Genomic DNA, 23,894 nt, shown 5'->3' with positions numbered 1-23,894 from the left:
TTTTATCTGTCAGAGAATCACTATGTTAACCGCCATGCTCGCCGCCTTCGCAGGCGGCATTATTCTCAACTTTATGCCCTGCGTGTTTCCGATTATTTCGCTGAAAGCGCTGGGGTTGTTGCGCCACACGCAAAGCCCGGCGCAAACCCGCAAAGAGGGGCTTGGTTTTTTACTCGGCTGTGTGCTGACCATGCTGGCGCTTGCGGGAGTGTTGCTGGCGTTACGCGCCGGAGGAACCGCCGTGGGCTGGGGCTTTCAGTTGCAATCGCCGCTGGTGATCGCCTTTCTGGCGCTGGTTATTCTTGGCGCAGCACTCAATTTGCTCGGCGTGTTTGAGGTCGGTCTGTCGGTGCAACGTGCTGGCGAGTTAACCATAGAACGCGGGGCATTTCTGCGTGCGGCGCTGACCGGTGCGCTCTCGATCATTGTCGCCACCCCGTGTGCCGCTCCCTTTATGGCGAGCGCCATCGGCTACGCGCTGGTGCAACCGCCCGCCGTGGCGCTGGCGATATTCGTCGCACTGGCGCTCGGTTTTACCGCGCCGTTTACGCTTATTTCGCTGTTTCCGGCGCTCGGCAAATGGCTGCCGCGCCCCGGTGCATGGATGAATACGCTAAAACGCGGGCTGGCCTTTCCGATGTTTGGCGCCTTCGGCTGGCTGGTGTGGGTACTGGCGCAGCAAGCAGGAACCACGGCGCTGGCGGCTATTCTGGCGGCTGCCGTGGTGGTGAGTTTCGCCGCCTGGCTTTACGGCATGGCGCAGCAGCGTCGGTTTGCCGGGCGCGATCATAAAGTGCTGTTTGCACTGACCGCGGCGCTGTTACTTGCTGCCATTGTTCCGCTGCCTTCAATAGTGCAAAACGGCGCGCCGCTTACGGCGAGCAACACGGTTGAAGAGGTCAAATGGTCGCCGCAAACCGTGGCGGATAATCGCGGCCACGGCAAGGCTATCTTTGTCAATTTCACCGCCTCCTGGTGCATAACCTGCCAGGTTAATGAAAAGACATCGCTCTCGACACAAGCCGTGAAAGAGGCGCTGGCAAAAACCAACACGCTATATATGGTGGCGGATTCGACCAAATTTAATGCAGATATTGATGACGCGCTGAACGAGCTGGGCCAGGGCAGTTTACCGCTGTACGTGGTCTACCCGGCGGACGGCAGCGCACCGCACATTTTGCCGCAGGTGTTAACCCCTTCAATTGTGGTTAACGCGCTAACGCAGGCCAGCGGGAAAAAAACCTGAAGGCGGGATATGGAAAAAAACGAGGCAGCACGCGATGAATGGCCGCAACTGATGGCGCTGGCGCAGTCCGGCGACAGCCAGGCCTACACGCGGCTGCTCAAAGCGCTGGTGCCGGTTATCCGCTCCCTTGCCCGCAAACAGATTGCCGATGAGGTGCTGGTGGAAGATGTGATTCAGGATGTGCTGCTCACCGTGCACCGGGTGCGGCACACCTACGATCCGGGCGCGCCTTTTCTGCCGTGGCTGATGGCGATAGCCAACGCCCGCGCGGTGGATGCCCTGCGCAAACGAGGCCGCCACCAGCAGCGCGAAGTCGTCAGCGAGGCGGATATTCCCCTGCCTGCCACCAGCATGGAAGTGCCATCACACGATGAGCTGGCCATGCTGCTGAATCAGCTACCTGCGCGCCAGCGGGAGGTGGTTGAACATGTCCACCTGCGCGAAATGACGCTGGCAGAAACTGCGACGCAGCAAAATTTGACGGTCGCCGCCGTGAAATCTCTGTTGCATCGCGCCCTGAGCAATCTTCGTCGGTTAGGAGCACATCATGGCCGATCATGACCTGTTAATTGAACAATTGGGTCGTTCCATTGAACCAGTAAAACGCCCCTTCCAGCCGGGCTGGCGGGCGCTAAGCTGGGTGGCGCTCGCGCTGCCTTGCGGCGTTATCGCGGGTTTTATCCTCAACCGCACGCTGACCGACTGGTCGCAGCCTGGCGCGTGGTGGGCGCTGATGCAATTACTGCTGACATTTATCGCCGGGACGCTGGCGGTGCGTAATGCGTTTCTGTTGAGCATCGCCGGGCGCAACGCGCTGGGCTGGAAATGGTTTACGCCACTGGCAGCGCTGTGGCTGGCAGGTACGTTCAGTAATCTGCATTTGCACCGCGTGTTGCCGGTAAGTACGGCTGTCGAAGGGCCGAATTGCTATCTGTTTATGGTGACGGTCAGCGTGCCGATGGCATTGATAGTGATTGCTTACCTGCGCCGCACGCGCACGCTTTTCCCGGCGCGCAGCCTGGCGGCCGCAGGCGCTGGCGTCGCCTGCATGGCGCTTACGTTGCTTGCCCTTTGCCACCCGACGCACATCAGCCTGGCGGATTTGATGCTGCATATCGCCGCCTTCAGCACCATTGTGCTGGCAACGATAGCGCTGGGTTATAAATGGGTGTCACTGCCGTAATGCGCAGCACGTACTGAACAGTCAGTACGTACTTACACACTTAGCTTTTTTGCGGGAAGATCCACAGCTGTTCAGCTGGCAGCACCACGCGGTAGTTTTGTTGGTTGCGCTGCTGGGTGCCGTACACACGGATCGCGAAATCATCGCCGGAGGTGCGGAATAAGTACTCCCAGCGATCGCCCAGATACATGCTGGTCAACATCGGCAAATCGAGTGAGTTATCCTGCGGCGAGTCCGCCAGCCGCAGGCTTTCGACACGGATCACCGCCGTGCAATCCTGGCCTGCGCGAACGCCCGGTCCGGCAACGCCCCATAGCGCCCAGTTCGCCCCTTCGATCCTCGCTCTGCCGTTGCTAACTTCGCTCACCTTGCCGTGCAGCCGGTTGTTGCTGCCCATAAACTCGGCGGTAAACAGCGTCGACGGCGTGGCGTACATCTCCTGCGGCGTACCTTGCTGCTCAATCACTCCGTTGTTGAGCAGCAAAATCCGGTCGGAAATCGCCATCGCTTCATTCTGATCGTGCGTGACCATCAATGCCGACAGCCCCAGCTTAACAATCAGTTCGCGCAAAAAAACCCGCGCTTCTTCGCGCAGCTTGGCATCGAGATTCGAGAGCGGCTCATCAAGCAAAATCACCGGCGGGTTGTAAACCAGCGCCCGACCAATCGCCACGCGCTGCTGCTGGCCGCCGGAAAGCTGGTGCGGGTGACGCTTGCCAAGCGTGCCCAGCCCAAGCTGATCCAGCACGCTTTGCACGCGGGTATTGATTTCCGCCGCGCCGACTTTGCGCAGTTTGAGCGGGTAAGCGACATTCTCAAACACCGTTTTATGCGGCCACAAGGCGTAAGACTGGAACACCAGCCCAAGGTTGCGTTCCTCAGCCGGAACTTCACTGCGCGGCGTACCGTCGTACACCACGTTATTACCAATGGTTATCCGCCCCTGGGTGGGTTTTTCCAGCCCGGCGACAGCGCGCAGCAACGTGGTTTTCCCGCTGCCGGAAGGGCCAAGCAGCGACACCACTTCGCCGCGTTTCAGCTCCATCGAGACGCCTTTTAGCACCGCGTTGTCACCGTAGGTCAGATGCAGGTTTTCTACCGCCAGCTCAATCATGTAATTTCACTCCAAAGCGCAGGGCCACACCAAGACCAATGACCACCAGCAGAATATTGATAAACGACAGCGCGGCGACAATATCAATCGCCCCTGCCGCCCACAGCGACACCAGCATTGAGCCGATGGTTTCCGTTCCGGGCGAGAGCAGATAAACCCCGGTTGAGTATTCGCGCTCAAAAATCAGGAACATCAGTAGCCAGGAGCCAATCAGGCCGTAACGCGACAGCGGCACCGTCACGTGGCGCGTTACTTGTCCGCTCGTCGCTCCCGTGCTGCGCGCCGCTTCTTCCAGCTCCGGCCCGACCTGCAAAAGCGTGGAGGAGATAAGCCGTAAGCCGTAGGCCATCCACACCACGGTGTAGGCCAGCCAGACGCTGAAGATGGTGTTACGCAGCGATCGCAGCCAGACAATCAGATTTTCGCGCAGCCACTCGGCCACCGGCAAACCGGAAAGCCAGCCGTTTTTCAGCGACTGATCGAGCCACATCGGTAAAAACAGGAACACCCACAAAAATGCCAGCCCGGCCAGCAGCCCCGGCACGGCACGGGGAACCAGCACGCTGTAATCAAGAAACCGCGTCACGTTATCCTGCTTGCGGTGCATGGCAATGCCGACAAACAGATAACAGATCACCGCCAGAGCGCCGCCAAAAACGCCAATCGCCATTGAGTTGACGATGGCGCGCAGCAGGTTGGGCTGCTGCCAGATATTGCGGAAAGTATCGAGCGACACCTCATCCCACAGCGAAACGCCAACGCCCCAGTTGGAGATAAATGCCCGCAACACCACGCCAATCAGCGGCACACCGATGGTAACCGTCAGCCACGCCACCACCACCGCACCGGCAACCCAGCGCCATTTGCCCAGCGGCAGCGCCCGCGCCTGCGAGGCTTTGCCTTTCATGGTGACAAAACGGTTGGCGGTGCGCATCAGGCGGCGTTGCAGCATCACCAGCGGAATAGTGATACAAATCAGCACCACCGCCACTGCTGCCATCAGGTGGTAAGAGGGCGTGCCCAATTTGTTGGTTAATTTATACAGGTAGGTCGCCAGCACCATGTTGCCTTCCGGATCGCCCAGCACCAGCATCAGGCCGAACACCTCCAGCCCAAGGAAGAACAGCAGAACGCAGGCGTACAAAATTGACGGGCGCACCATCGGCAGGCTGACGGCGGTCATCACCTGTAATGGCGACGCGCCAACGGTGCGCGCGGCTTCTTCCACGTCCGAACCGACGCTGCGCAGCGCCGAGGAGATATAGAGATAAGCGTGGGGAACATGTGTGAGCCCGGCAATCACCACGATGCTGAACATCGAGTAGATATTCCACGGCACAAAGCCGATTAACTCCTGCGCCCAGCGCGAGAAAAAGCCCACCGGTCCGGCCGCCACCACATAACCAAAGCCAAGCACCATCGGCGAGACAAAGATGGGCACCAAGATCAGCGGCTCAATAAAACGGCGGCCGGGTAAATCGGTGCGCACCATCAAAAACGCCAGAATGCCGCCCAGTGGAATCGCGATAAACACCAGGCCAAAAGCGAGGATAAAGCCGGACTTCAGCGCCAGATAGAAATCCGGATCGGTAAAGATAAACTCGAAGGCTTCGAGACTCAGTTCCTTAGAACGGACAAAAAAGGGCGCCGAGAGAAAACTCTGCACCACAATAAATAACAGTGGGATATAGATAACCAGCGCGGTAATTAACACAATGACGCCGCGCGGCAACCCCTGCCATTTTCTGCGCACACTATTCATACATCATCCCTTTGGTCAGGAACCTCATGCCAACCCGCTGGCTGAGAAAAGGGTTGTGCGCAAATCAGCGCACAACCAGTCAGGGCATTATTTAGCGGCGGCAGCGCGCCATTGTTTAATAAATTCCAGACGTTTTTTCGGCTCCAGATACTCCAGCAGCGACTCATCCACCGCAATCGGCTTCAGCGCGTCACCCAACTGTTTGGTCAAGCCGTCGATGTCGTTTTTGCCTTCAATATCGTTACGCAGCGAGGGGATATCCGCCTGGCTGGCGAGAATGCTCTGCCCTTTTTCCGACAGCAGATAGTCAAACCACAATTTCGCGGCGTTGCTGTGCTCCGCTTCAGCGCTGATAAACGACACGCGCGACAGCACCAGCACGTAATCTTTCGGATAGGAGATGCCGAGCGAGTTATCACCCTTCGCGCGGGCTTCGGCGTACGAACCCAGGATGTTGTAGCCAATTAGATTTTCGCCGGAAGAGACGCGTTCCATCATGGTGCCGGTGGAGGATTGCACCGTTAAACCGCCCTTCGCCACGTCCGCCAGATGGGTGAAATAGTCTTTGTCGTGTTTGCTGTCTTCCACGGCGAGCATAAAGCCAAGCCCCGATTTTTCGATATCGTAGGTGGTGACTTTGCTTTTGAATTTGTCAGTCTGGCTGGCGATGAGTTTGCCAAGCGCGGTGTGCGAATCCGGCACGTCGCCCGCCGGGATCAGCCGTTTGTTATAGATAAAGACTACCGGTTCATAGGTGGTGCCGTAGGCTTTTTTCTCCCAGACCGCCCACTTGGGTAATTTATCCAGCTCGGGCGACGCGTATTCAGCGGCATAATCGGTGGCCAGTTTCAGCGCGGTGTCCATTGAGGAGCTCCATACCACGTCGCCGCTGCCGCCGCCGGAAGCCTGTTCGCTAAGATAACGATTGTACAGTTCGGTACTGTTCATATCGTTATATTCCACTTTAATGCCCGGATATTGCGCCTCGAACCCCTTAATCAGCGGGCCCGCGGCTTTGGTATCGGTGGTGGAGTAAATAACGACTTTGCCTTCTTTGGTTCCGGCGTCTACGATTTTCTGGTAATCCGCCGGGTAACCCTGAGGCACGGCAGCCAGCGAGGTGCCGGAAAAAAGTGCCGTCAGTGCCACGGCCAGAACAGTGAATTTCTTATCCATGAACAAACCCCTTTGGTATCATTTTTTTAAACACAAATTTAACATATAGCGTGCATTTCACCCGGTGCAACGCAGTGGCTTGTTTTTTCCAGGTTTTGTGACGCTGGCGGGGTTTAATTACTGAGGTTGCAGAATCACGCACATCGATGCGTTAAAGCATTACAGATCAGCCAGATAGATCTGTTCCTGTTTTCATCGCGGAATAATAAAGATGTATTAAAAAGACGACGTGAGGACGAAAGTGAATTAACTCAGGCGATATCTATTTTTATTTATAACGCTTATCCGATCGATAACAGGGATATTAGTCACCTAAAATCAGCGGACGATCATACAGCACAATATGCTTTGGATTTTGCGGCGAATATTTCACGGTCGTGCCGTTGCCCTCGGCAAAGCGCACAATTTCACGGCTATCCAGGAACTGAAACACGCTCGCCTGCACCACCTGCCCCTCGCGAGTTCTGAAGCGCAACACCAGTTCACAATAGACAGAGCGCCTGTCCATCCAGTTGGTGCGCTTAAGCGCAATAATATCGGCATTCGCACCGATGCCGTGTTTCATCACATGAGCTTCGATAAATAGCTGGCGGATCCAGCGCGTTACTTTGTAGATAAGGAATATCACCACAATGGCGATGCATAAAAGGGCAACACCGTGCAGGATATTTGCCATGCGGTTTCCTCCTGATGAAAAGTCGGCTTACTTTAACGCTTTTTGGCAGGGATGCGACACGGTATCCTGACCGAAAAATCCCTCCCGCGTTACCGGCAGCTCACCCCTTCGGCCTAATTGCGTCACCTAAGCCAAACATCCACGTTCATTATTTGTTCGCTTTTTCGTCATAAAACGATCATCACCCGTGCTCTTAATGGTCGCCAGTTTAATGAAAAATCCGGAAGACTTATGAACAGCGCGTTGGCAGAAATCTCTGAAGACCACTTTTCGTCTCGGCATCAATTAAACACCGTGCCGAAGCAAAAGGTGCTGAGCGTGAAGAACTTACGCAAAGCCTATAATACGCACCAGACCGTGCTGCACGACATCAGTTTTGATCTGCACAGCGGTGAGATGGTGGGTGTGATTGGACGCTCCGGCGCAGGGAAATCCACGTTGCTGCATGTGCTTAATGGTACGCACAGCGCCACTTCTGGCGAGATTTTAAGTTTCCCGGAAGTAGGTACACCGCGCGATGTCACGCATCTGAAAGGTCGCTCGCTTAATCAGTGGCGCAGCCAGTGCGGCATGATTTTTCAGGACTTCTGCCTGGTACCGCGCCTCGACGTGCTGACCAATGTGCTGCTCGGCAGACTGAGCCAGACATCGACGCTGAAATCCCTGTTTAAAGTCTTTACCGATGAAGACCGTGCCAAAGCAATCGCCTTGCTGGAGTGGCTGAATATGCTGCCGCATGCCTTGCAGCGTGCAGAAACGCTTTCCGGCGGGCAGATGCAGCGTGTCGCCATTTGCCGCGCGCTGATTCAAAACCCCTCCCTTTTACTGGCGGACGAACCTGTCGCTTCGCTGGATCCGAAAAATACCCAGCGCATCATGGGCGTATTACGCGAAGTGAGCGAGCAAGGCATCAGCGTGATGGTGAACCTGCACTCCGTGGAGCTGGTGAAAGAGTATTGCACCCGCGTTATTGGCGTTTCCCAGGGACGGATTATTTTTGACGGTCATCCCTCCCGGTTAACGCAAGACGTGCTGCAGGTGCTGTATGGCGATGAAATCAGTCAATTGCATTAATTATTCCTTCCAATGAGACGACACAGGCAATGACAATGAAAAAGCATATTTCTGGCGCATTACGTTTATCGGCATTGATGACAGGACTTCTGCTGGCATGGCAGGCGGCTGCCGCTGAGCAGCCGAAGGAATTAAATCTGGGGATTTTGGGCGGCCAGAACGCAACCCAACAAATTGGTGATAACCAGTGCGTGAAAGAGTTTCTGGATAAAGAACTCAGCGTGGACACCAAGCTGCGCAACTCGTCTGACTATTCGGGTGTTATTCAGGGTCTGTTGGGCGGAAAAGTCGATGTGGTGCTGAGCATGTCGCCCTCTTCTTACGCATCTGTGTATATCAATAACCCGAAAGCCGTGGATATCGTCGGTATCGCGGTGGACGACAAAGACAAGTCGCGCGGTTACCACTCGGTGGTGATTGTGAAAGCCGACAGCCCGTACAAAAAACTGGAAGATCTGAAAGGCAAAGCGTTTGGCTTCGCCGATCCGGACTCCACTTCCGGTTACCTGATCCCGAACTACGCCTTCAAACAGAAGTTTGGCGGTAACGCGGACAATAAATACAACAACTACTTCTCCAGCGTCACCTTCTCCGGTGGTCACGAGCAGGACATCCTCGGCGTGCTGAACGGCCAGTTCGCTGGCGCAGTGACCTGGACTTCAATGGTGGGTGATTACAACACCGGCTACAGCGTCGGGGCGTTTAACCGACTGATCCGCATGGATCACCCGAATCTGATGAAAGAGATCCGCATCATCTGGGAATCGCCGCTGATCCCGAACGGCCCGATTCTGGTGAGCAACAGCCTGCCGGCGGATTTCAAAGCCAAAGTGATTACTGCGGTTAAAAAACTGGATACCGATAACCACGCCTGCTTCGTGAAAGCGATGGGCGGTACGCAGCATATCGGTCCCGGCAGCGTGGATGACTTTAAACAGATTATCGAAATGAAACGCGAACTGGTTAGCGCACGTTAATCCTTCGCCGCATCGATTCTCCGGCCCCTGCGTAAAAACCAGGGGCTTTTATTCGCTGGTCATACAGGATCTCCCGCTACGCATGAACATGTCGAATACGCAGTTCGAGCACTACTATCAGCAAATCAGAATGCGCCAGAAACGCGACACCGTCGCCTGGTCGCTGGTGCTGCTGGCGCTCTATTTCGCCGCCGGTAACGCAGCAGAATTCAATCTCGCCACCATCTGGCATTCGCTGCCGAACTTTATGGATTACATGCTGGAAACGGTGCCAACGCTGCACTGGCCAGTGCTGTTTGCCGACAGCCACACCAAAGGCTCGCTGGCGTACTGGGGTTACCGCTTGCCGATCCAGCTCCCGCTGATCTGGGAAACCCTACAACTGGCGCTGGCCGCAACACTGGTCTCATTCGCTATCACTATCGTGCTGGCCTTTCTGGCGGCGGGCAACACCTGGTCTCCGCCGCCGGTACGCTTTGCCGTGCGTACGCTGGTCGCCTTTTTGCGCACCATGCCGGAGCTGGCGTGGGCGGTGATCTTCGTGATGGCGTTTGGTATCGGGGCGATCCCTGGTTTTCTGGCGCTGGCGCTGCACACCGTTGGCAGCTTGACCAAGCTGTTTTATGAAGCGGTCGAGAGCACGCATGACAGACCAGTACGCGGGCTGGCCTCCTGCGGTGCGACACATCTGCAACGCATTCGCTTCGCGTTGTGGCCGCAGGTGAAACCGATTTTTCTCTCTTATGGCTTTATGCGCCTTGAAATTAACTTTCGCTCCTCGACCATTCTTGGGCTGGTTGGCGCAGGCGGCATCGGCCAGGAGCTGATGACCAACATCAAACTCGACCGTTACGATCAGGTCAGCATCACGCTGCTGCTGATTATTATCGTCGTTTTCTTGCTTGATACGCTCTCTGGCCGCTTGCGCCAGTGGGTGCTGGAGGGAAAAAGTGACCAATTGGCAAGCCGTACCGAATGTGGAATTGAGCCGCAAATTAAACCGAAAACTGTTCCAGGCGCAGGGGCGTTATCTGCGCCGCCTCGGGCTTATCGCCCTTGCTGTGCTGCTCTATTACGTGTGGTTCTTTATGCAGTTCGGCATTCCTGCTGAACAGGCGCTGACCGGCATGCAGCAGATCGGCCGCTATATTTTGCGCATGTTCGTCTGGCACGATTTTCTCAACTGGCCGTTTGGCTACTACTTCACGCAGATTGGCATTACGCTGGCGATTGTCTTTGCCGGCACAACGACCGCCACACTATTCGCGCTGTTGTTGTCGTTTTTTGCCGCGCGCAACATCATGAAAGGCGGCCTTGCGGGCGTTATCGCCTTTTTCGTGCGCCGCCTGTTCGATATGCTGCGCGGCATTGATATGGCGATCTGGGGGCTGATTTTTGTGCGCGCCGTCGGGCTTGGGCCGCTTGCCGGGGTGCTGGCGATCATCATGCAGGACACCGGCCTGCTCGGTCGGCTGTACGCCGAAAGCCACGAAGCGGTGGATCGCTCGCCAGGGCGCGGCTTAACCGCCGTGGGCGCGGGTGGCCTGCAGAAACACCGCTTCAGCACCTTTACCCAATCTTTCCCGACATTTCTGGCACTGAGCCTGTATCAAATTGAGTCCAACACCCGCTCGGCAGCAGTGCTCGGTTTTGTTGGCGCGGGCGGGATTGGTTTGATTTACGCCGAGAATATGCGGCTGTGGAACTGGGATGTGGTGATGTTTATCACCGTGATTCTGGTGATGGTAGTGATGCTAATGGATAGCGCGTCGGCCTGGCTGCGCCGACGCTATATTACCGGCAAAACAGTGCCGCTGTTTAAGCCGGAGTAAGATGCCGGGGCCTCAATGCCCCGGCAGGTTAGCCATAATAAATTTTCGCGTTCACATATCCTTTTTTAGTTTGTCCCACTCGCCCTCCACTTTGCTTTTGAACGTGGCTTGTTTGTCTTGTTTGCAGGCTTCAATCACGGCGGGCGTCACCGTTTCAATCCCCTGAACATCCACCACCGCTTCTTCAGGTTTGTCCTTACTGTTTAAGGCTTCAGCAATGCCGATGGCAGTTGGCTGGAAAGAGGCTTTCAGCGCGAGAAAATCCTCACATGTCCAGCTATTCACGGGTTTACCTTTATCTGCTGCCTGTGTCGCAGCAGAAACCAGCAGCAAGCTGCCAACGATGATGCTAACGGTTGTTTTCATTCACTTCTCCTTATTAATGACTCATATCATTGAAAAAACTGCTATTCCTTAGGGGCTAAATGATGCGGTGAACGCGCGCGTGGATGTATAAAGAAATGTCCTTTCGGCGCATTATCAGTGGTGATGGCGACCAGGGTCACAGTGCCTTGTTTGCCGCGCTTGTCATGCAGCGCGTAGACCAGAAAGGGGAGGATCAGCACAATCACAAAACAGATAACCAGCAGCGTGATGTACTTCTCGTCGGCGCTTTCGCCGCCAATCGAGGCCGGTGGATAAAAAGAGACGATAAAGGCCAGCAGCGACACCAAAAAGCCCAGCACCGCTACCGCGAGCCGGAATCCTTTTGCGCCGGGAATATGAAAGGTGCGCTTAAGCTGTGGCTGTTTGCGAATTAACTGCATATAGCCTAGGAACAATAAAAAATAGCTACACAGATAAATCACCACCGTCAGCGTCAGGGCAATCAAAAAGGACATATTGCTCCCGCCACCCGAATTGGTGAGCACCACCAGCGCAACAGATGTCATCAACAGTTGGCTCACCACCAGGGTTACCGGCACACCATTTTTATTCACCCGGGCGAATGTCGCAGGCAGAATGCCTCGCTGCGCGGTGACATACATGCCGCGAGACGGGCCAACAATCCATGAAGCGATCTCTGCCAACACGCCCAGCACCAGCAGCGCCGCAATGACTTTTACGGCCCAGGCGAGTCCGGCACCGTAATGGGTAATTAACACGCTGAAAGTTTGAACGACCCCGGCAGAAAGGTTGATCTCGTTATGTGGGATCACGGCCGCGACAGACAAGCCGCCAATTGAGCTGAGGCAAATCGCGGCGATCATCAGCAATATCATGGCCAGCGGATAGTCACGGCCTGGGTTGTTCATTTCGTTAACATGTGTAGCCGACGCCTCGACACCCATATAACTCAGAATGAACGCCACAAAGACCACCAGCGTGCCGAGCTGGGTGAAATCCGGGACAAACGTCGACATATCAAAAGTGATGGCCAGCGGCGCGCCGCTGAGGAGGTACGCGATGGCCAGCACCACGAGGATAGCAGCAGGCAGCAGGATGCCGCCGAAGAAGCCCAGTTTGGCGATTTGCGCGGTATATTTCGTGCCGCCAAACTGGGTAAACGCCAGCGCCCACAGAATGATTAACGCGGCGATGGTTTTCGTCAGCGGATCGCTGTTCAGCGCTGGCCAGTCAAGGATATACGCCAGCGCGCCCAGCACGAAGTAGAGCATCGGGATAAAACCGATCGCGATTTGCAGATAACCAAATGAAATTGCCGCAAACCCCCAGCGTTCTCCCAACGTTTTTGATACCCAGGTGAAGATCCCGCCCTCTTCCCAGCCCTCAACCGTGGCCATTTCAGCCGCACACAGGCCAACCGGGATAAACCATAAGATGCCGCCCAGTAATAAGAAAAAAACCAGACTGAAACCCGATGTCGCAAACGTCGGGTATTCATACACCGCCATCACCATGGATGCGGTGATCGCAAAAAAACCCATCATGGATAATGACTTAGCCGGAACGCTTTTGTTCACCGCCTCCATGGCACTCCTCCTTTCATAACGGGACTTTTCGGGCCTCAGGCGTGATTAAAACCACTGGCTTCTTCCGCGCTGAGCGGGTTGATGACCGGATGGCGGGAAAAGTAGTCAAGTGCGCGCTTAATATCGTCCACCAGCAAGCTGGCGAGATCGTGGCTTACGCCGTGGCGCACCAGCACCCTCTGGATAACCAAATCTTCGCGATGGGCTGGCATTGAATAGGCGGGCACCTGCCAGCCACGGCTGCGCAGGCGATCGGCAAGGTCATAAAGGGTGTATCCGCCAATGGCGCGCTCGGTGCGCAGCGTCCACGCCAGTGCGGGAATGCCTTGCTGACTGTCGCCATCGAACAGGATTTTGAACGGCCCAAGCTTGTCGATTTCCCGCGCCAGATACTGCGCTGTCTGGTAACAGGCGTGATGAATTTTCGTGTAACCTTCCCGCCCCAGACGCAGGAAATTGTAATACTGGGCAATAACCTGCCCGCCAGGTCGTGAAAAGTTGAGAGCGAACGTCGGCATGTTGCCGCCGAGGTAGTTAACATTAAAAATCAGTTCTTCCGGTAAATCGGCGGCCTCGCGCCATACGACCCAACCGGCGCCCAGCGGTGCAAGACCGAATTTATGGCCAGAGGCATTAATCGATTTCACCCGTGGCAGGCGAAAGTCCCACTGAATATCCGGCGCGCAAAACGGCGCCAGAAACCCGCCGCTGGCACCGTCAACATGGATGGGAATATCAAGGCCGGTTTCCTGTTGCAGATTATCCAGCGCATCATGCACCGCTTTTACCGGCTCATACTGGCATGAGAAGGTGACGCCCATCGTCGGAACAACGCCAATGGTGTTTTCATCAACCCGTTTGATCACCTCTTCGGCGTTCATCACTAACCGCTGGCCTTGCAGGGGAATTTCGCGCAGCTCAACATCAAAATAGCGTGCAAATTTGTGCCAGCAGATTTGCACTGGCCCGCAAATCAGGTTCGGTTTGTCGGTAGGTTTGCCTGCAGCAGCTTGTTTTTTCCGCCAGCGCCATTTCAGCGCCAGACCGCCGAGCATTGCCGCTTCAGATGAACCAATTGTCGAGCAGCCGAGCGTGTTTTCCGCCTCCGGCGAGTGCCATAAATCGGCCAGCATATGTACACAGCGAGACTCAATTTCAGCCGTTTGCGGGTATTCGTCTTTATCGATCATGTTTTTGTCGATAGACAAATCCATCAATGTGCGAATTTCATCATCGACCCATGTCTGGCAGAACGTTGCCAGATTTTGTCGTGAGTTACCGTCAAGCATCAATTCGTCGTGTACTGCGGCAAAGACATTGCGCGGATCCCGTTCTTTAGCGGGGAAGTGGTGTTTTTCCAGGGACGAAGATAATTCCAGTGAGGCGTAAATATCATCTATGCCAGGGTATTGCCCATCCATGTGCCCTCTCCTTATGGGTGCATTTGCTCATTCGTTATGTCTGAGAAAGCTATAAACCCTGCCTTTTATTTTTTCAAACCAATGGAATTTCCTTACCCAATCATTAAATGAATAAAAACGGCACACTATTAAGCTGATTTTAAAAGAAAAAAACATTAACAAGCGAAATACATATTTATTTACAGGAACAGGTAACTCGCTGATATAAATAACCACTCTGATTTCCTTAATTTATATTTTATGAGATGAATTCAGATCTTATATGGCTGCAAATCGTAATTTTTCGACTGCATATGACCCTCTTTATCTGATATATCTTTTATGTTCCGCACAGAATTCGCCCCCATAACAAGAGTTAAAAATCGTTGAACTGGCAAAACGCCATTGATTTGCTAAACCGTTTTAGTTAATTTTTAGCAATACTATTTGTCAGGAGAAAAGCATGTCAGCCAGAGTCTGGTGTCTGGGCGATGCCGTGGTGGATTTACTGCCGGAAGCACCGGGTCATTTAATGCAGTGTCCCGGTGGCGCCCCGGCGAATGTTGCGGTCGGGGTTGCGCGGTTGCAGGGAAATAGCGGGTTTATCGGCCGCGTCGGTGACGATCCGTTTGGTCGTTTTATGCAACAAACACTGTCCACAGAACAGGTCGACACCGCGTTTATGCGCGCCGATCCGGCGCAGCGCACCTCCACGGTGGTGGTAGCGCTGGACGATGACGGTGAACGTTCGTTTACCTTTATGGTACGCCCGAGCGCCGACCTGTTTCTTACCGAAAGCGACCTGCCAGCATTCCAGCGCGGCGAATGGCTACACTGCTGCTCAATTGCGCTGGCGGCAGAACCGTCGCGATCCACCACCTTTTCTGCCATGCAGCGGGTACGCAGCGCGGGCGGCTTTGTCAGCTTCGATCCCAATATCCGACAGGATCTCTGGGAAGATGCCACGCAGCTTCGCCGCTGCCTGAGCCAGGCCTTAACGCTGGCTGATGTGGTGAAACTGTCTGAAGAGGAGCTGGCGTTTTTTTCCGGTTCCACGCAGATGGAAGCAAGCATGCAAGCCATGGCGACGCGTTATGCCATCAGCTTGCTGTTGGTGACACAAGGAAAAGCGGGCGTGACCGCCTGGCACAGCGGCAAAATTTTCCACTACCCCACGTTGCCGGTGGTGAGCGTCGATACCACTGGCGCAGGCGACGCCTTTGTCGCCGGGCTGTTGTGGGGGCTGGCGGAACACGGCCTGCCGGACTGTGAAGCGCAGTTGTCCGCGCGGCTTGCCAGCGCGCAGATCTGCGGTGCGCTGGCGACCACCGCCAAAGGTGCGATGACCGCCCTGCCGTATCACCACCAGCTTCTGGAACAATGCCGCTGATTTGGCGGGCTTGCCGCTTCGTTTTGCGAGCCGTCTCACAATCACTAAACCGGTTTAGCAAATTTCATTGCGCCGAGAAAATGGGCTTGATTATGATTCGAAGCCTAAACCGGTTTAGCAAAATAACTCTGTGATGATGGCTCTTCCTTAGGGATGCAAAAAGATGAAAAAAAGCACGCTCGCCGTAACCCTTGGTTTGATATTAAGTACCGGTGCCGCTCACGCTGCCGACCCCGGCATGAGCAGCATTGAAGCGCGTCTCGCCGCACTGGAACAGCGCCTGCAAGCCGCAGAACAACGCGCTAACGCCGCCGAAAACCGTGCGCAGGCCGCCGAAAAACAGGCACAACAGCTGGCCGCCGCCCAGCAAAAAAACCAGACTGCCACCGCACCGGTTGAGCAGCGTATCGCCAAACTGGAACAAAAAGCCGCTGACGAAGGCGGGTTTGAGTTCCACGGCTACGCCCGCTCTGGCCTGCTGATGAACAACTCGGCCGCCAAAACGCAGGGTGGCCCAACGGTGACGCCAGCCGGAGAAACCGGCGGTCACGTTGGTCGTCTGGGGAATGAGCCGGATACTTATGTTGAGATGAACCTTGAGCATAAACAGACGCTGGCGAACGGTGCGACCACGCGCTTTAAAGTGATGCTCGCCGACGGGCAGCGCACCTATAACGACTGGACAGCCTCCTCAAGCGATCTCAACCTGCGCCAGGCGTTTACTGAAATCGGCCATCTGCCAAGCTTTAGCGGCGCGTTTAAAGACTCCACCGTCTGGGCCGGTAAACGCTTTGATCGCGACAATTTCGACATCCACTGGATCGACTCCGATGTGGTATTCCTCGCCGGAACCGGCGCGGGTGTTTACGACATGAAATGGAGCGACAACGCGCACAGCAACGTCTCGATTTACGGGCGTACTTTCGGTGATATCGAAAACAGCGAAAACACCGCGCAGAACTACATTCTCTCGCTGAATAACTTCTACGGCCCGGTGCAGTTGATGGTGAGCGGCATGCGTGCCAAAGATAACGACGACCGCCTCGATCTCGATGGCAACAAAGTAAAGAGCGATGCGGCGAACACTGGTGTACATGCCCTGCTCGGCCTGCATAACGATAGCTTCTACGGCCTGCGCGAAGGCTCAGCGAAAACCGCATTGCTGTATGGTCACGGCCTGGGTGCGGAAGTGAAATCGATCGGTTCCGACGGCGCGCTGCTGCCGGAAGCCAACACCTGGCGTCTTGCCAGCTACGGCATTACGCCGCTCGGCGGCGGCTGGCACATTGCCCCGGCACTGCTGGCGCAGACCAGCAAAGATCGCTATGTCAAAGGCGACAGTTATCAATGGGCTACCGCCAACGTACGTCTGATTCAGGGCTTTACCGAAAACTTCGAAATGCAGTATGAAGGCAGCTATCAGTACATGGATCTGCGCCCGGAAGGTTACAACAGCCGCAACGCGGTTAGCGGTAACTTCTACAAACTTACCGTCGCTCCAACGCTGAAAGCCAGCGATGTGGGTGAATTCCTTAAACGCCCGGAAATCCGCCTGTTCGCCACCTGGATGGACTGGGATCATCGTCTGGATAAATATGCGAGCTCCGATGCCTTTGGCAGCGACGGTTTCAAGGCCGGCGGCGAATGGAACTTCGGCGTACAAATGGAAACCTGGTTCTGATGAAACGGCTCCTTCGGGGGCCACTTTTGCCGGTTAGTCCCACAAAAACGATAAAACAGAGGTTTTTATGGATTTTGCACAAATTTCCCGGTCGCTACTGCCGCTACTGGGAGGCAAGGACAATATTGCCAGCGCCGCGCACTGCGCGACACGCTTGCGTCTGGTGCTGGTGGAAGATGCCAAAGCGGACACTGCCGCGATTGGCAAAGTCGACGGCGTAAAGGGGTGCTTTCGTAACGCCGGTCAGTTGCAGATTATCTTTGGCACAGGCGTAGTGAATAAAGTTTACGCCGCGTTTATTGCCGAAGCCGGGATCAGCGAAACCAGCAAATCAGAAGCGGCGGATATTGCCGCGCGTAAACTGAATCCGTTCCAGCGTATCGCCCGTTTGCTCTCCAACATTTTCGTGCCGATTATTCCGGCGATCGTCGCCTCCGGTCTGCTGATGGGCCTGCTGGGGATGGTGAAAACCTACGGCTGGGTGAACGCCGACAACGCGCTCTATATCATGCTCGACATGTTCAGCTCGGCGGCGTTTATCATTCTGCCGATCCTGATTGGCTTTACCGCCGCGCGCGAATTTGGCGGTAACCCGTACCTTGGTGCAACGCTCGGCGGCATTCTGACCCACCCGGCGCTGACCAACGCCTGGGGCGTGGCGGCTGGCTTCCACACCATGAATTTCTTCGGCATTGAAGTGGCGATGATCGGCTACCAGGGGACAGTCTTCCCGGTGCTGCTGGCGGTGTGGTTTATGAGCCTGCTGGAAAAACAACTGCGCCGCGTGATCCCGGATGCGCTGGATCTGATCCTCACGCCGTTCCTGACAGTGATTATTTCCGGCTTTGTCGCGATGCTGATTATCGGCCCGGCGGGTCGCGCGCTCGGCGATGGCATCTCCTTTGTGCTCAGTACGCTTATCACCCATGCCGGATGGCTGGCCGGTTTGCTGTTCGGCGGCTTGTATTCGGTGATTGTCATTACCGGCGTACATCACAGCTTCCATGCCATTGAAGCCGGGCTGTTGGGTAACCCGTCGATTGGCGTTAACTTCCTGCTGCCGATTTGGGCGATGGCAAACGTCGCCCAGGGCGGCGCATGTCTGGCGGTATGGTTTAAAACCAAAGACGCGAAGATTAAAGCGATTACCCTGCCCTCGGCGTTCTCCGCCCTGCTCGGCATTACCGAGGCGGCAATTTTCGGTATCAACCTGCGCTTTGTAAAACCGTTTATCGCTGCGCTTATCGGCGGCGCGGTCGGCGGTGCGTGGGTGGTGTCGGTGCATGTTTATATGACGGCGGTTGGCCTGACCGGCCTACCAGGGATGGCGATTGTGCAGGCCAGCTCGCTGCTGAATTATATTATCGGCATGGCTATCGCCTTTAGCGTCGCCTTTGTTATCTCTTACCTGCTGAAATACAAAACGGACTCTGAATAATGGCTTCACAACCGCTGCTACCCGCCATTTTACAGGCGGTGATGAAAGGTCAACCGAAGGCGCTGAATGACAGCCGCTACCCTGGCTGGCACCTGGCACCGACTACCGGGCTGCTCAACGATCCGAATGGGTTTATCCACTTTGCCGGGCGCTACCACCTGTTCTACCAGTGGAATGCGCTGGGCTGCCAGCATTTACACAAATGCTGGGCGCACTGGAGTTCAGAGGACTTAGTGCACTGGCAGCATGAACCTATCGCATTGATGCCTGATGAAGAGTACGACCGCAGCGGTTGTTATTCCGGCAGCGCTGTTGATAACAATGGCGTCCTGACGCTTTGTTATACCGGCAATGTCAAATTTGACGATGGCACGCGCACCGCGTGGCAATGCCTGGCGGTGCAAAACAACGCAGGCGGCTTCGACAAGCTCGGCCCTGCGATCCCCCTGCCGCACGGCTACACCGGTCACGTTCGCGACCCGAAGGTGTGGCGCCACGGCGACTACTGGTACATGGTGCTGGGCGCGCAGGATCTGCAATTACAGGGCAAAGTTTTACTGCTGCGTTCCGAAAACTTGTGGAACTGGCAAAACCTTGGCGAAATCGCCGGTAGCGGGCTGGGCGGGCTGGGTGACGCGGGTTACATGTGGGAGTGCCCCGACATGTTCACGCTTAACGGCAGTACGTTTTTAGTCTGCTGCCCACAAGGCCTGGCGCGCGAAGAGAAGCGCTATCTGAACACTTACCCAAGCGCTTATTTAAGCGGTCAGCTCGACTACGCCACTGCAAGCTACCAGCACGGTGACTTTCACGAACTGGACGCCGGGTTTGAGTTTTATGCCCCGCAAACTACGCTCAGCGCCGACGGACGCCGCCTGCTGGTGGGCTGGATGGGCGTGCCGGACGGCGAAGAGATGCGCCAGCCGACCATTGCCAATGGTTGGCTCCACCAGATGACCTGCCTGCGCGAGCTGACCTCGCGCAATGGAAAACTCTACCAGCAACCCGTCAATGAGTTGCAGGCGCTGCGCGGTGAACAGCAACAGTATCGCGGCGTGGCGCACAAGATGCCCGCGCTGGATGCGCAACGTCTGGAACTGGTACTGGAAAGTACAGGTGGCGTAACGCTGAATTTCGCCGATACGCTGATCCTCGAATGGCATCACGATGAACTGCGACTTTCACGCCGCAGCCTGGAGAACGGCGCATGGCTGTACCGGTACTGGAACGGATGCGCGCATAAGTTGCAGATCCTTTGCGACCACTCAAGCATAGAGATCTTTATCAATGATGGCGAAGGGGTGATGAGCAGCCGCTACTTCCCGGTTCATCCGGCACAAATAACCCTGACGGGAGACGCAGAAGTGCAGGCCAGCTACTGGTCGTTACGTGCTTGCATGGTAGAATAAGTGCTTGTTTCCTTAACCGATGCACAACCGTGAGAAAAACAAAACGCGTTACCATCAGTGATATCGCCGCGCTGGCGGGTGTGTCGAAAGCCACCGCCAGCCTGGTGCTTAACGGCCGCGGTAAAGAGCTGCGCGTGGCGCAGGAGACGCGCGATCGCGTACAGGCCATCGCCCAGCAGCATCATTACCAGCCCAGCATTCACGCCCGCCTGCTGCGTGAAAACCGCAGCCATACGCTGGGGCTGGTGGTGCCGGAAATCACCAACTACGGTTTCGCTGTTTTTTCTCACGAGCTGGAAAATCTCTGCCGCGAAGCCGGTTTGCAACTGCTTATCTCCTGTACCGACGAAAACGCCAGCCAGGAAACGGTGGTGGTCAACAACCTGGTTGCGCGCCAGGTGGACGGGCTAATTGTCGCCTCCAGCATGCAAAACGACGCCGACTATGTGAAGCTCAGCGAGCAGTTGCCAGTGGTGCTGTTTGATCGCCATATCAATGACACGCTGTTGCCGTTAGTGATCACCGATTCGCTGACGCCGACCGCCGATCTGGTCGAACGGCTGGCGCGCGCCAACCCGGATGAAGTCTACTTTCTTGGCGGACAACCGCGCCTGTCGCCCACCAAAGACCGCCTTGCCGGGTTTATGCAAGGGCTGGAGCGCGCCGGCGTTACGCCGCGCCCGGAGTGGATTATTCACGGTAATTACCATCCGAGCAGCGGTTATGAGATGTTTGCCGCCTTGTGCGCAAAACTGGGCCGCCCGCCCAAAGCGCTGTTCACCGCCGCCTGCGGCCTGCTGGAAGGGGTTCTGCGTTATATGAGCCAGCACCATATGCTGGAGAGCGATATTCATATCGCCAGCTTCGACGATCACTATTTATACGATTCGCTGACGCTGCCGATTGATACGGTTGAGCAGAATGTCCCGCGCCTCGCGCAGGACTGCTTTGATATCATCACCCAGATGATAGAAGGCAATGAACCGGCTTCACCGCAGCGTGTGCTGCCCGCAACGCTGCGCTTTCGCCACCCGCTTCATAAGAATCATCCCTCTCCTGTTTGCTCTATTTTTAATCATGCAGCCTTACTGGCTGCATCACACAAACAGGAGAGAATAATGAGCACATCACTGTTCAGCAAAACCCCGTCGGTGTCGGTTATCGACAACCGTGGCCTGGCGGTGCGACATCGGCTGGCACCGACATCTCCCTTTTACCTGCTGCCTTTTTAGGCAGAGAGTGTACGGCTTGCCCGGTGTGTTATCGGTTAAACGGCACGCCCTCTAATGGCTGCTGCAATTTCCCCGGAGCCTGTAACGAACCACAACTGTTGGGCTGCGGGGCATTTTCCATCACGCCGCGCACAAATTTCAGCTCATCGTCGAAAGCAACGTTAACCACACCGTTATGCGTAATGCCGGGGTAGGTCTTCCACTCCACCGCATTGCCACCCGCGCAGAGCGCGGCGATGGCGGCGTACTGGTGATGTGGCGACAACGTGTGATCGGCAAGCCCGGTCGCGGTAAACAGCGGGGCGGGAAAAGTTTTCACCGGCATATCCGTTACCGCAAGCAATGCTGACTCCACCTGTTTCGTGCCGCCCACAAATACCGTGTCACCCGTGAGTTTTTCCCGCCGCTCGTAACGCCCCAGTTCCGGCATACAGGATGTTCTGGCGAGCGCCAGCATCTTTGTGCCTTTATCCGTCACCCATTTTTCAGCAGCCGGTGCGCCGTCCGGCAATGAACCGCCAATGATGCGCAGCAGCGTAAAGCGGGCGGGATCGCGCTGCCCTGGCCGCGCAGGCCCCGGTTTTATCGGACCGTCCGGAAAAGTGGCAACCACACCGGTGGCTATTGTCGCGCGCAGCTTGAGTTCCGGCGCGTAATCCGGCGCGAGCAGGCTGGCGCCAAGCGATGCGCCGGAGCCTTGCGACTGACCGCTGATCACCAGATTATTTGCCAGTTGCGACGTGCTCTTAAGCGCAGCGCGCACGCTGTCCAGCACCGAACGCCCTTCGGCTTCCCAGTTCATGTATGGGTGCGGGCCTGGCCCACCCAGCCCCTGGTAATCGGTGGCGACGACAGCAAAACCGTGCTTCAGCCACTGATTGATATAGTGCGCATCCCGCGGGGGCGGGTTAGTCCAGGAAGGCGCACAGCTATCGGCAACGCCCAGCGTGCCGTGCGCCCAGGCAACAAGCGGCCAGCCGCCTTTTGGCGCGCGCCCTTTCGGCAACCACAGCGTACCGCTGACCGGCACGATGCCAGCATTCCAGCGTTTATCCTGCGAGGTATAAAGAATGCGCGCGATCTGGCTGGCATCGGTAATGTCAGGCTGACCGGGAATCGGCTCTTCACGCAGCATCACGCCGGGTTTATCGGGTAACGCGCCATCCCAGATATAAAACGGCGAAAGTGTTTGATCACCTGCCGCAGGCCCAACCGGCAGCGCGTTGCTCCAGGCGTTCGCGCCGTTGACCCACATGGTAAGGGCGCAAATCGCACAGTTGAGATGGCGGCGAACTTTCACGTTTTTCTCCATAGATAGCGGGATGTTAGCCGTCAGTAAACGGAGTTGGCGGCAAGAATTCAAACCGAAAGTGTGAGTAATTTATTCATACAGGTTGCTTTCTCCACGCCAATTATTTTAGAGTTGCCTAAATTTAGAAAATACTAAAATACAATGACCAGTTCCGATATCACCTTACTGCAAGCGCAGGCCGAGAAAGCGTCTGCTCTACTGAAAGCGATGAGTAACCCGCATCGTTTACTGATCCTCTGCATGCTGTGCGACGCGCCCGGTACATCCGCCGGGGAGTTAAGCGCCGTAACAGGCCTTAGCCCTTCCGCCACGTCGCAGCATCTGGCACGGATGAAAGAGGAAGGGTTGATCGAAAGCCAGCGCCAGGCGCAGCGGGTGAACTACTTCATTAAAGCGCCTGCGATCCGAACGCTGGTTCATACGCTGAAAACCATTTATTGCCCGGAGATATAACCATGCAGTACACCCTCGTCAGCCCAAAAGAAGCCAGTGCGCAGCAGCAAAACGGCGCGCTGATTGTTGATATTCGCCAGGCGGATGAATTTCGTCGTGAACATTTACCCGACGCGGTTTCCCTGCCGCTGGACGACGTGCTTGCCGGGCAAACCGTTACGCAAATTTCGCCGGACCAAACGGTTATTTTCCATTGCCAGTCCGGCATGCGCACGCAACAAAACGCCGACGCATTAGTGCGCGCGGCTGCGCCCGCAAAAGTCATGATCCTCGACGGAGGACTTAATAACTGGAAACGCGAAAAGCTGCCGACGGTGCAGGATAAACGTCAGCCGCGCCCGCTGATGCAGCAGGTGCAGATTGTGGCAGGCAGCCTGATCCTGCTCGGTGTGGTGCTCGGTTTTGCACTTCACCCCAATTTCTTCCTGCTGTCGGGTTTTGTTGGCGCGGGTTTGCTGTTTGCGGGTCTGAGTGGCTGGTGCGGCATGGCGCTGCTGTTGGCGAAGATGCCGTGGAACCGCAGTTAGACAGGTTTGCGCCGCCAGAAGTGGGTAATTGCCCACACAGAAAAGTCGCCAGATAATGGCGCTTTCAAACGGAGAGTC

Annotated in this window: 20 protein-coding genes and 2 pseudogenes; 14 read left to right on the top strand and 8 right to left on the bottom strand. The window is 55.9% G+C overall.

Annotation, left to right across the window (positions count from 1 at the left end; genetic code table 11):
• Positions 1 to 22: 22 nt before the first annotated feature.
• The 3 genes from C813_RS28455 to C813_RS28445 are packed head-to-tail and all read left to right on the top strand — an operon-like array spanning position 23 to position 2,429.
• Entirely contained in the window at positions 23 to 1,246 is a 1,224-nt protein-coding gene (locus C813_RS28455; RefSeq protein WP_017459368.1) for a protein-disulfide reductase DsbD family protein, read from the top strand.
• Between the two features lie 9 nt (positions 1,247 to 1,255).
• Positions 1,256 to 1,807 (top strand): sigma-70 family RNA polymerase sigma factor, encoded by a 552-nt coding sequence (locus tag C813_RS28450; RefSeq protein ID WP_017459367.1) that lies wholly within the window; start codon positions 1,256 to 1,258, stop codon positions 1,805 to 1,807.
• Entirely contained in the window at positions 1,794 to 2,429 is a 636-nt protein-coding gene (locus tag C813_RS28445; protein WP_017459366.1) for a DUF1109 domain-containing protein, read from the top strand. The genes C813_RS28450 and C813_RS28445 overlap by 14 nt, the downstream gene beginning before the upstream one ends.
• 40 nt (positions 2,430 to 2,469) lie before the next feature.
• On the opposite strand, the gene C813_RS28440 is transcribed toward C813_RS28445, so the two are convergent.
• The 4 genes from C813_RS28440 to C813_RS28425 all read right to left on the bottom strand — a co-directional run bounded on the left by C813_RS28440 (position 2,470) and on the right by C813_RS28425 (position 7,157).
• Complete coding sequence (locus C813_RS28440) at positions 2,470 to 3,543, bottom strand: ABC transporter ATP-binding protein (RefSeq protein ID WP_017459365.1); 1,074 nt, start codon at positions 3,541 to 3,543, stop codon at positions 2,470 to 2,472.
• Entirely contained in the window at positions 3,536 to 5,305 is a 1,770-nt protein-coding gene (locus tag C813_RS28435) for an ABC transporter permease (RefSeq protein WP_017459364.1), read from the bottom strand. Before C813_RS28435 ends, C813_RS28440 begins: the two co-directional genes overlap by 8 nt.
• 87 nt (positions 5,306 to 5,392) lie before the next feature.
• Positions 5,393 to 6,481, bottom strand: a complete 1,089-nt coding sequence (locus tag C813_RS28430; RefSeq protein ID WP_017459363.1) for an ABC transporter substrate-binding protein — start codon at positions 6,479 to 6,481, stop codon at positions 5,393 to 5,395.
• A 304-nt stretch (positions 6,482 to 6,785) separates the two neighbouring features.
• Complete coding sequence (locus C813_RS28425; protein WP_017459362.1) at positions 6,786 to 7,157, bottom strand: DUF3592 domain-containing protein; 372 nt, start codon at positions 7,155 to 7,157, stop codon at positions 6,786 to 6,788.
• Between the two features lie 231 nt (positions 7,158 to 7,388).
• Between C813_RS28425 and phnC the strand changes: the two genes are divergently transcribed.
• From phnC to phnE (C813_RS28405), 4 genes and pseudogenes are all read left to right on the top strand, one after another.
• A complete protein-coding gene (gene phnC / locus C813_RS28420) occupies positions 7,389 to 8,231 on the top strand; it encodes a phosphonate ABC transporter ATP-binding protein (RefSeq protein WP_017459361.1) in 843 nt (280 codons plus the stop codon).
• A gap of 35 nt (positions 8,232 to 8,266) precedes the next feature.
• Entirely contained in the window at positions 8,267 to 9,208 is a 942-nt protein-coding gene (gene phnD, locus C813_RS28415; protein WP_017459360.1) for a phosphonate ABC transporter substrate-binding protein, read from the top strand.
• 82 nt (positions 9,209 to 9,290) lie between these two features.
• A pseudogene (phnE, locus tag C813_RS28410) lies at positions 9,291 to 10,157 on the top strand (phosphonate ABC transporter, permease protein PhnE); the annotation flags it as partial.
• Between the two features lies 1 nt (position 10,158).
• Complete coding sequence (phnE, locus tag C813_RS28405) at positions 10,159 to 11,040, top strand: phosphonate ABC transporter, permease protein PhnE (protein WP_017459358.1); 882 nt, start codon at positions 10,159 to 10,161, stop codon at positions 11,038 to 11,040.
• A 51-nt stretch (positions 11,041 to 11,091) separates the two neighbouring features.
• Here the strand turns inward: phnE (C813_RS28405) and hdeA are convergent, their stop codons facing one another.
• From hdeA to C813_RS28390, 3 genes are read right to left on the bottom strand one after another with little or no spacing between them, the layout of a single operon-like run.
• The gene (gene hdeA / locus C813_RS28400; RefSeq protein ID WP_017459357.1) at positions 11,092 to 11,406 is read right to left on the bottom strand and encodes an acid-activated periplasmic chaperone HdeA; all 315 of its coding nucleotides are present in this window, start codon (positions 11,404 to 11,406) and stop codon (positions 11,092 to 11,094) included.
• A 41-nt stretch (positions 11,407 to 11,447) separates the two neighbouring features.
• Positions 11,448 to 12,974, bottom strand: coding sequence for a glutamate:gamma-aminobutyrate antiporter (gene gadC / locus C813_RS28395; RefSeq protein ID WP_017459356.1), 1,527 nt, complete (start codon positions 12,972 to 12,974; stop codon positions 11,448 to 11,450).
• 35 nt (positions 12,975 to 13,009) lie between these two features.
• A complete protein-coding gene (locus C813_RS28390) occupies positions 13,010 to 14,395 on the bottom strand; it encodes a glutamate decarboxylase (protein ID WP_017459355.1) in 1,386 nt (461 codons plus the stop codon).
• A 442-nt stretch (positions 14,396 to 14,837) separates the two neighbouring features.
• Between C813_RS28390 and C813_RS28385 the strand changes: the two genes are divergently transcribed.
• The 5 genes and pseudogenes from C813_RS28385 to C813_RS28365 form a co-directional block, all read left to right on the top strand.
• Positions 14,838 to 15,764, top strand: a complete 927-nt coding sequence (locus C813_RS28385; RefSeq protein ID WP_017459354.1) for an aminoimidazole riboside kinase — start codon at positions 14,838 to 14,840, stop codon at positions 15,762 to 15,764.
• 163 nt (positions 15,765 to 15,927) lie between these two features.
• Positions 15,928 to 17,445: a carbohydrate porin gene (locus tag C813_RS28380; RefSeq protein WP_017459353.1), complete on the top strand. Its 1,518-nt coding sequence runs from the start codon at positions 15,928 to 15,930 to the stop codon at positions 17,443 to 17,445.
• Between the two features lie 67 nt (positions 17,446 to 17,512).
• On the top strand, positions 17,513 to 18,883 hold the full coding sequence (locus C813_RS28375; RefSeq protein WP_017459352.1) for a sucrose-specific PTS transporter subunit IIBC: 1,371 nt from the start codon (positions 17,513 to 17,515) through the stop codon (positions 18,881 to 18,883).
• Positions 18,883 to 20,292, top strand: coding sequence for a sucrose-6-phosphate hydrolase (locus tag C813_RS28370; protein WP_017459351.1), 1,410 nt, complete (start codon positions 18,883 to 18,885; stop codon positions 20,290 to 20,292). Before C813_RS28375 ends, C813_RS28370 begins: the two co-directional genes overlap by 1 nt.
• 29 nt (positions 20,293 to 20,321) lie before the next feature.
• Positions 20,322 to 21,326 (top strand): annotated as a pseudogene (locus C813_RS28365) (substrate-binding domain-containing protein); the annotation flags it as partial.
• 226 nt (positions 21,327 to 21,552) lie between these two features.
• On the opposite strand, the gene C813_RS28360 reads toward C813_RS28365, so the two are convergent.
• On the bottom strand, positions 21,553 to 22,824 hold the full coding sequence (locus C813_RS28360; protein WP_017459348.1) for a lipase family protein: 1,272 nt from the start codon (positions 22,822 to 22,824) through the stop codon (positions 21,553 to 21,555).
• Positions 22,825 to 22,977: 153 nt separating this feature from the next.
• Between C813_RS28360 and C813_RS28355 the strand changes: the two genes are divergently transcribed.
• Complete coding sequence (locus tag C813_RS28355; protein ID WP_017459347.1) at positions 22,978 to 23,289, top strand: ArsR/SmtB family transcription factor; 312 nt, start codon at positions 22,978 to 22,980, stop codon at positions 23,287 to 23,289.
• A gap of 2 nt (positions 23,290 to 23,291) precedes the next feature.
• A complete protein-coding gene (locus C813_RS28350; RefSeq protein WP_017459346.1) occupies positions 23,292 to 23,816 on the top strand; it encodes a rhodanese family protein in 525 nt (174 codons plus the stop codon).
• Positions 23,817 to 23,894 lie beyond the last annotated feature (78 nt).

The organism is Kosakonia sacchari SP1, from assembly GCF_000300455.3.
GTDB classification, from domain to species: domain Bacteria; phylum Pseudomonadota; class Gammaproteobacteria; order Enterobacterales; family Enterobacteriaceae; genus Kosakonia; species Kosakonia sacchari.
Note: the sequence above shows the minus strand (reverse complement) of the source record. Positions and strands in the feature narration are given on the sequence as shown.

What these genes read in the sequence shown, in the direction of transcription:
- C813_RS28455 (WP_017459368.1), top strand. Translation starts at nt 23, where the DNA reads ATGTTAACCGCCATGCTCGCCGCCTTCGCAGGCGGCATTATTCTCAAC.
- C813_RS28450 (WP_017459367.1), top strand. Translation starts at nt 1,256, where the DNA reads ATGGAAAAAAACGAGGCAGCACGCGATGAATGGCCGCAACTGATGGCG.
- C813_RS28445 (WP_017459366.1), top strand. Translation starts at nt 1,794, where the DNA reads ATGGCCGATCATGACCTGTTAATTGAACAATTGGGTCGTTCCATTGAA.
- C813_RS28440 (WP_017459365.1), bottom strand. Translation starts at nt 3,543, where the DNA reads ATGATTGAGCTGGCGGTAGAAAACCTGCATCTGACCTACGGTGACAAC.
- C813_RS28435 (WP_017459364.1), bottom strand. Translation starts at nt 5,305, where the DNA reads ATGAATAGTGTGCGCAGAAAATGGCAGGGGTTGCCGCGCGGCGTCATT.
- C813_RS28430 (WP_017459363.1), bottom strand. Translation starts at nt 6,481, where the DNA reads ATGGATAAGAAATTCACTGTTCTGGCCGTGGCACTGACGGCACTTTTT.
- C813_RS28425 (WP_017459362.1), bottom strand. Translation starts at nt 7,157, where the DNA reads ATGGCAAATATCCTGCACGGTGTTGCCCTTTTATGCATCGCCATTGTG.
- phnC (WP_017459361.1), top strand. Translation starts at nt 7,389, where the DNA reads ATGAACAGCGCGTTGGCAGAAATCTCTGAAGACCACTTTTCGTCTCGG.
- phnD (WP_017459360.1), top strand. Translation starts at nt 8,267, where the DNA reads ATGAAAAAGCATATTTCTGGCGCATTACGTTTATCGGCATTGATGACA.
- hdeA (WP_017459357.1), bottom strand. Translation starts at nt 11,406, where the DNA reads ATGAAAACAACCGTTAGCATCATCGTTGGCAGCTTGCTGCTGGTTTCT.
- gadC (WP_017459356.1), bottom strand. Translation starts at nt 12,974, where the DNA reads ATGGAGGCGGTGAACAAAAGCGTTCCGGCTAAGTCATTATCCATGATG.
- C813_RS28390 (WP_017459355.1), bottom strand. Translation starts at nt 14,395, where the DNA reads ATGGATGGGCAATACCCTGGCATAGATGATATTTACGCCTCACTGGAA.
- C813_RS28385 (WP_017459354.1), top strand. Translation starts at nt 14,838, where the DNA reads ATGTCAGCCAGAGTCTGGTGTCTGGGCGATGCCGTGGTGGATTTACTG.
- C813_RS28380 (WP_017459353.1), top strand. Translation starts at nt 15,928, where the DNA reads ATGAAAAAAAGCACGCTCGCCGTAACCCTTGGTTTGATATTAAGTACC.
- C813_RS28375 (WP_017459352.1), top strand. Translation starts at nt 17,513, where the DNA reads ATGGATTTTGCACAAATTTCCCGGTCGCTACTGCCGCTACTGGGAGGC.
- C813_RS28370 (WP_017459351.1), top strand. Translation starts at nt 18,883, where the DNA reads ATGGCTTCACAACCGCTGCTACCCGCCATTTTACAGGCGGTGATGAAA.
- C813_RS28355 (WP_017459347.1), top strand. Translation starts at nt 22,978, where the DNA reads ATGACCAGTTCCGATATCACCTTACTGCAAGCGCAGGCCGAGAAAGCG.
- C813_RS28350 (WP_017459346.1), top strand. Translation starts at nt 23,292, where the DNA reads ATGCAGTACACCCTCGTCAGCCCAAAAGAAGCCAGTGCGCAGCAGCAA.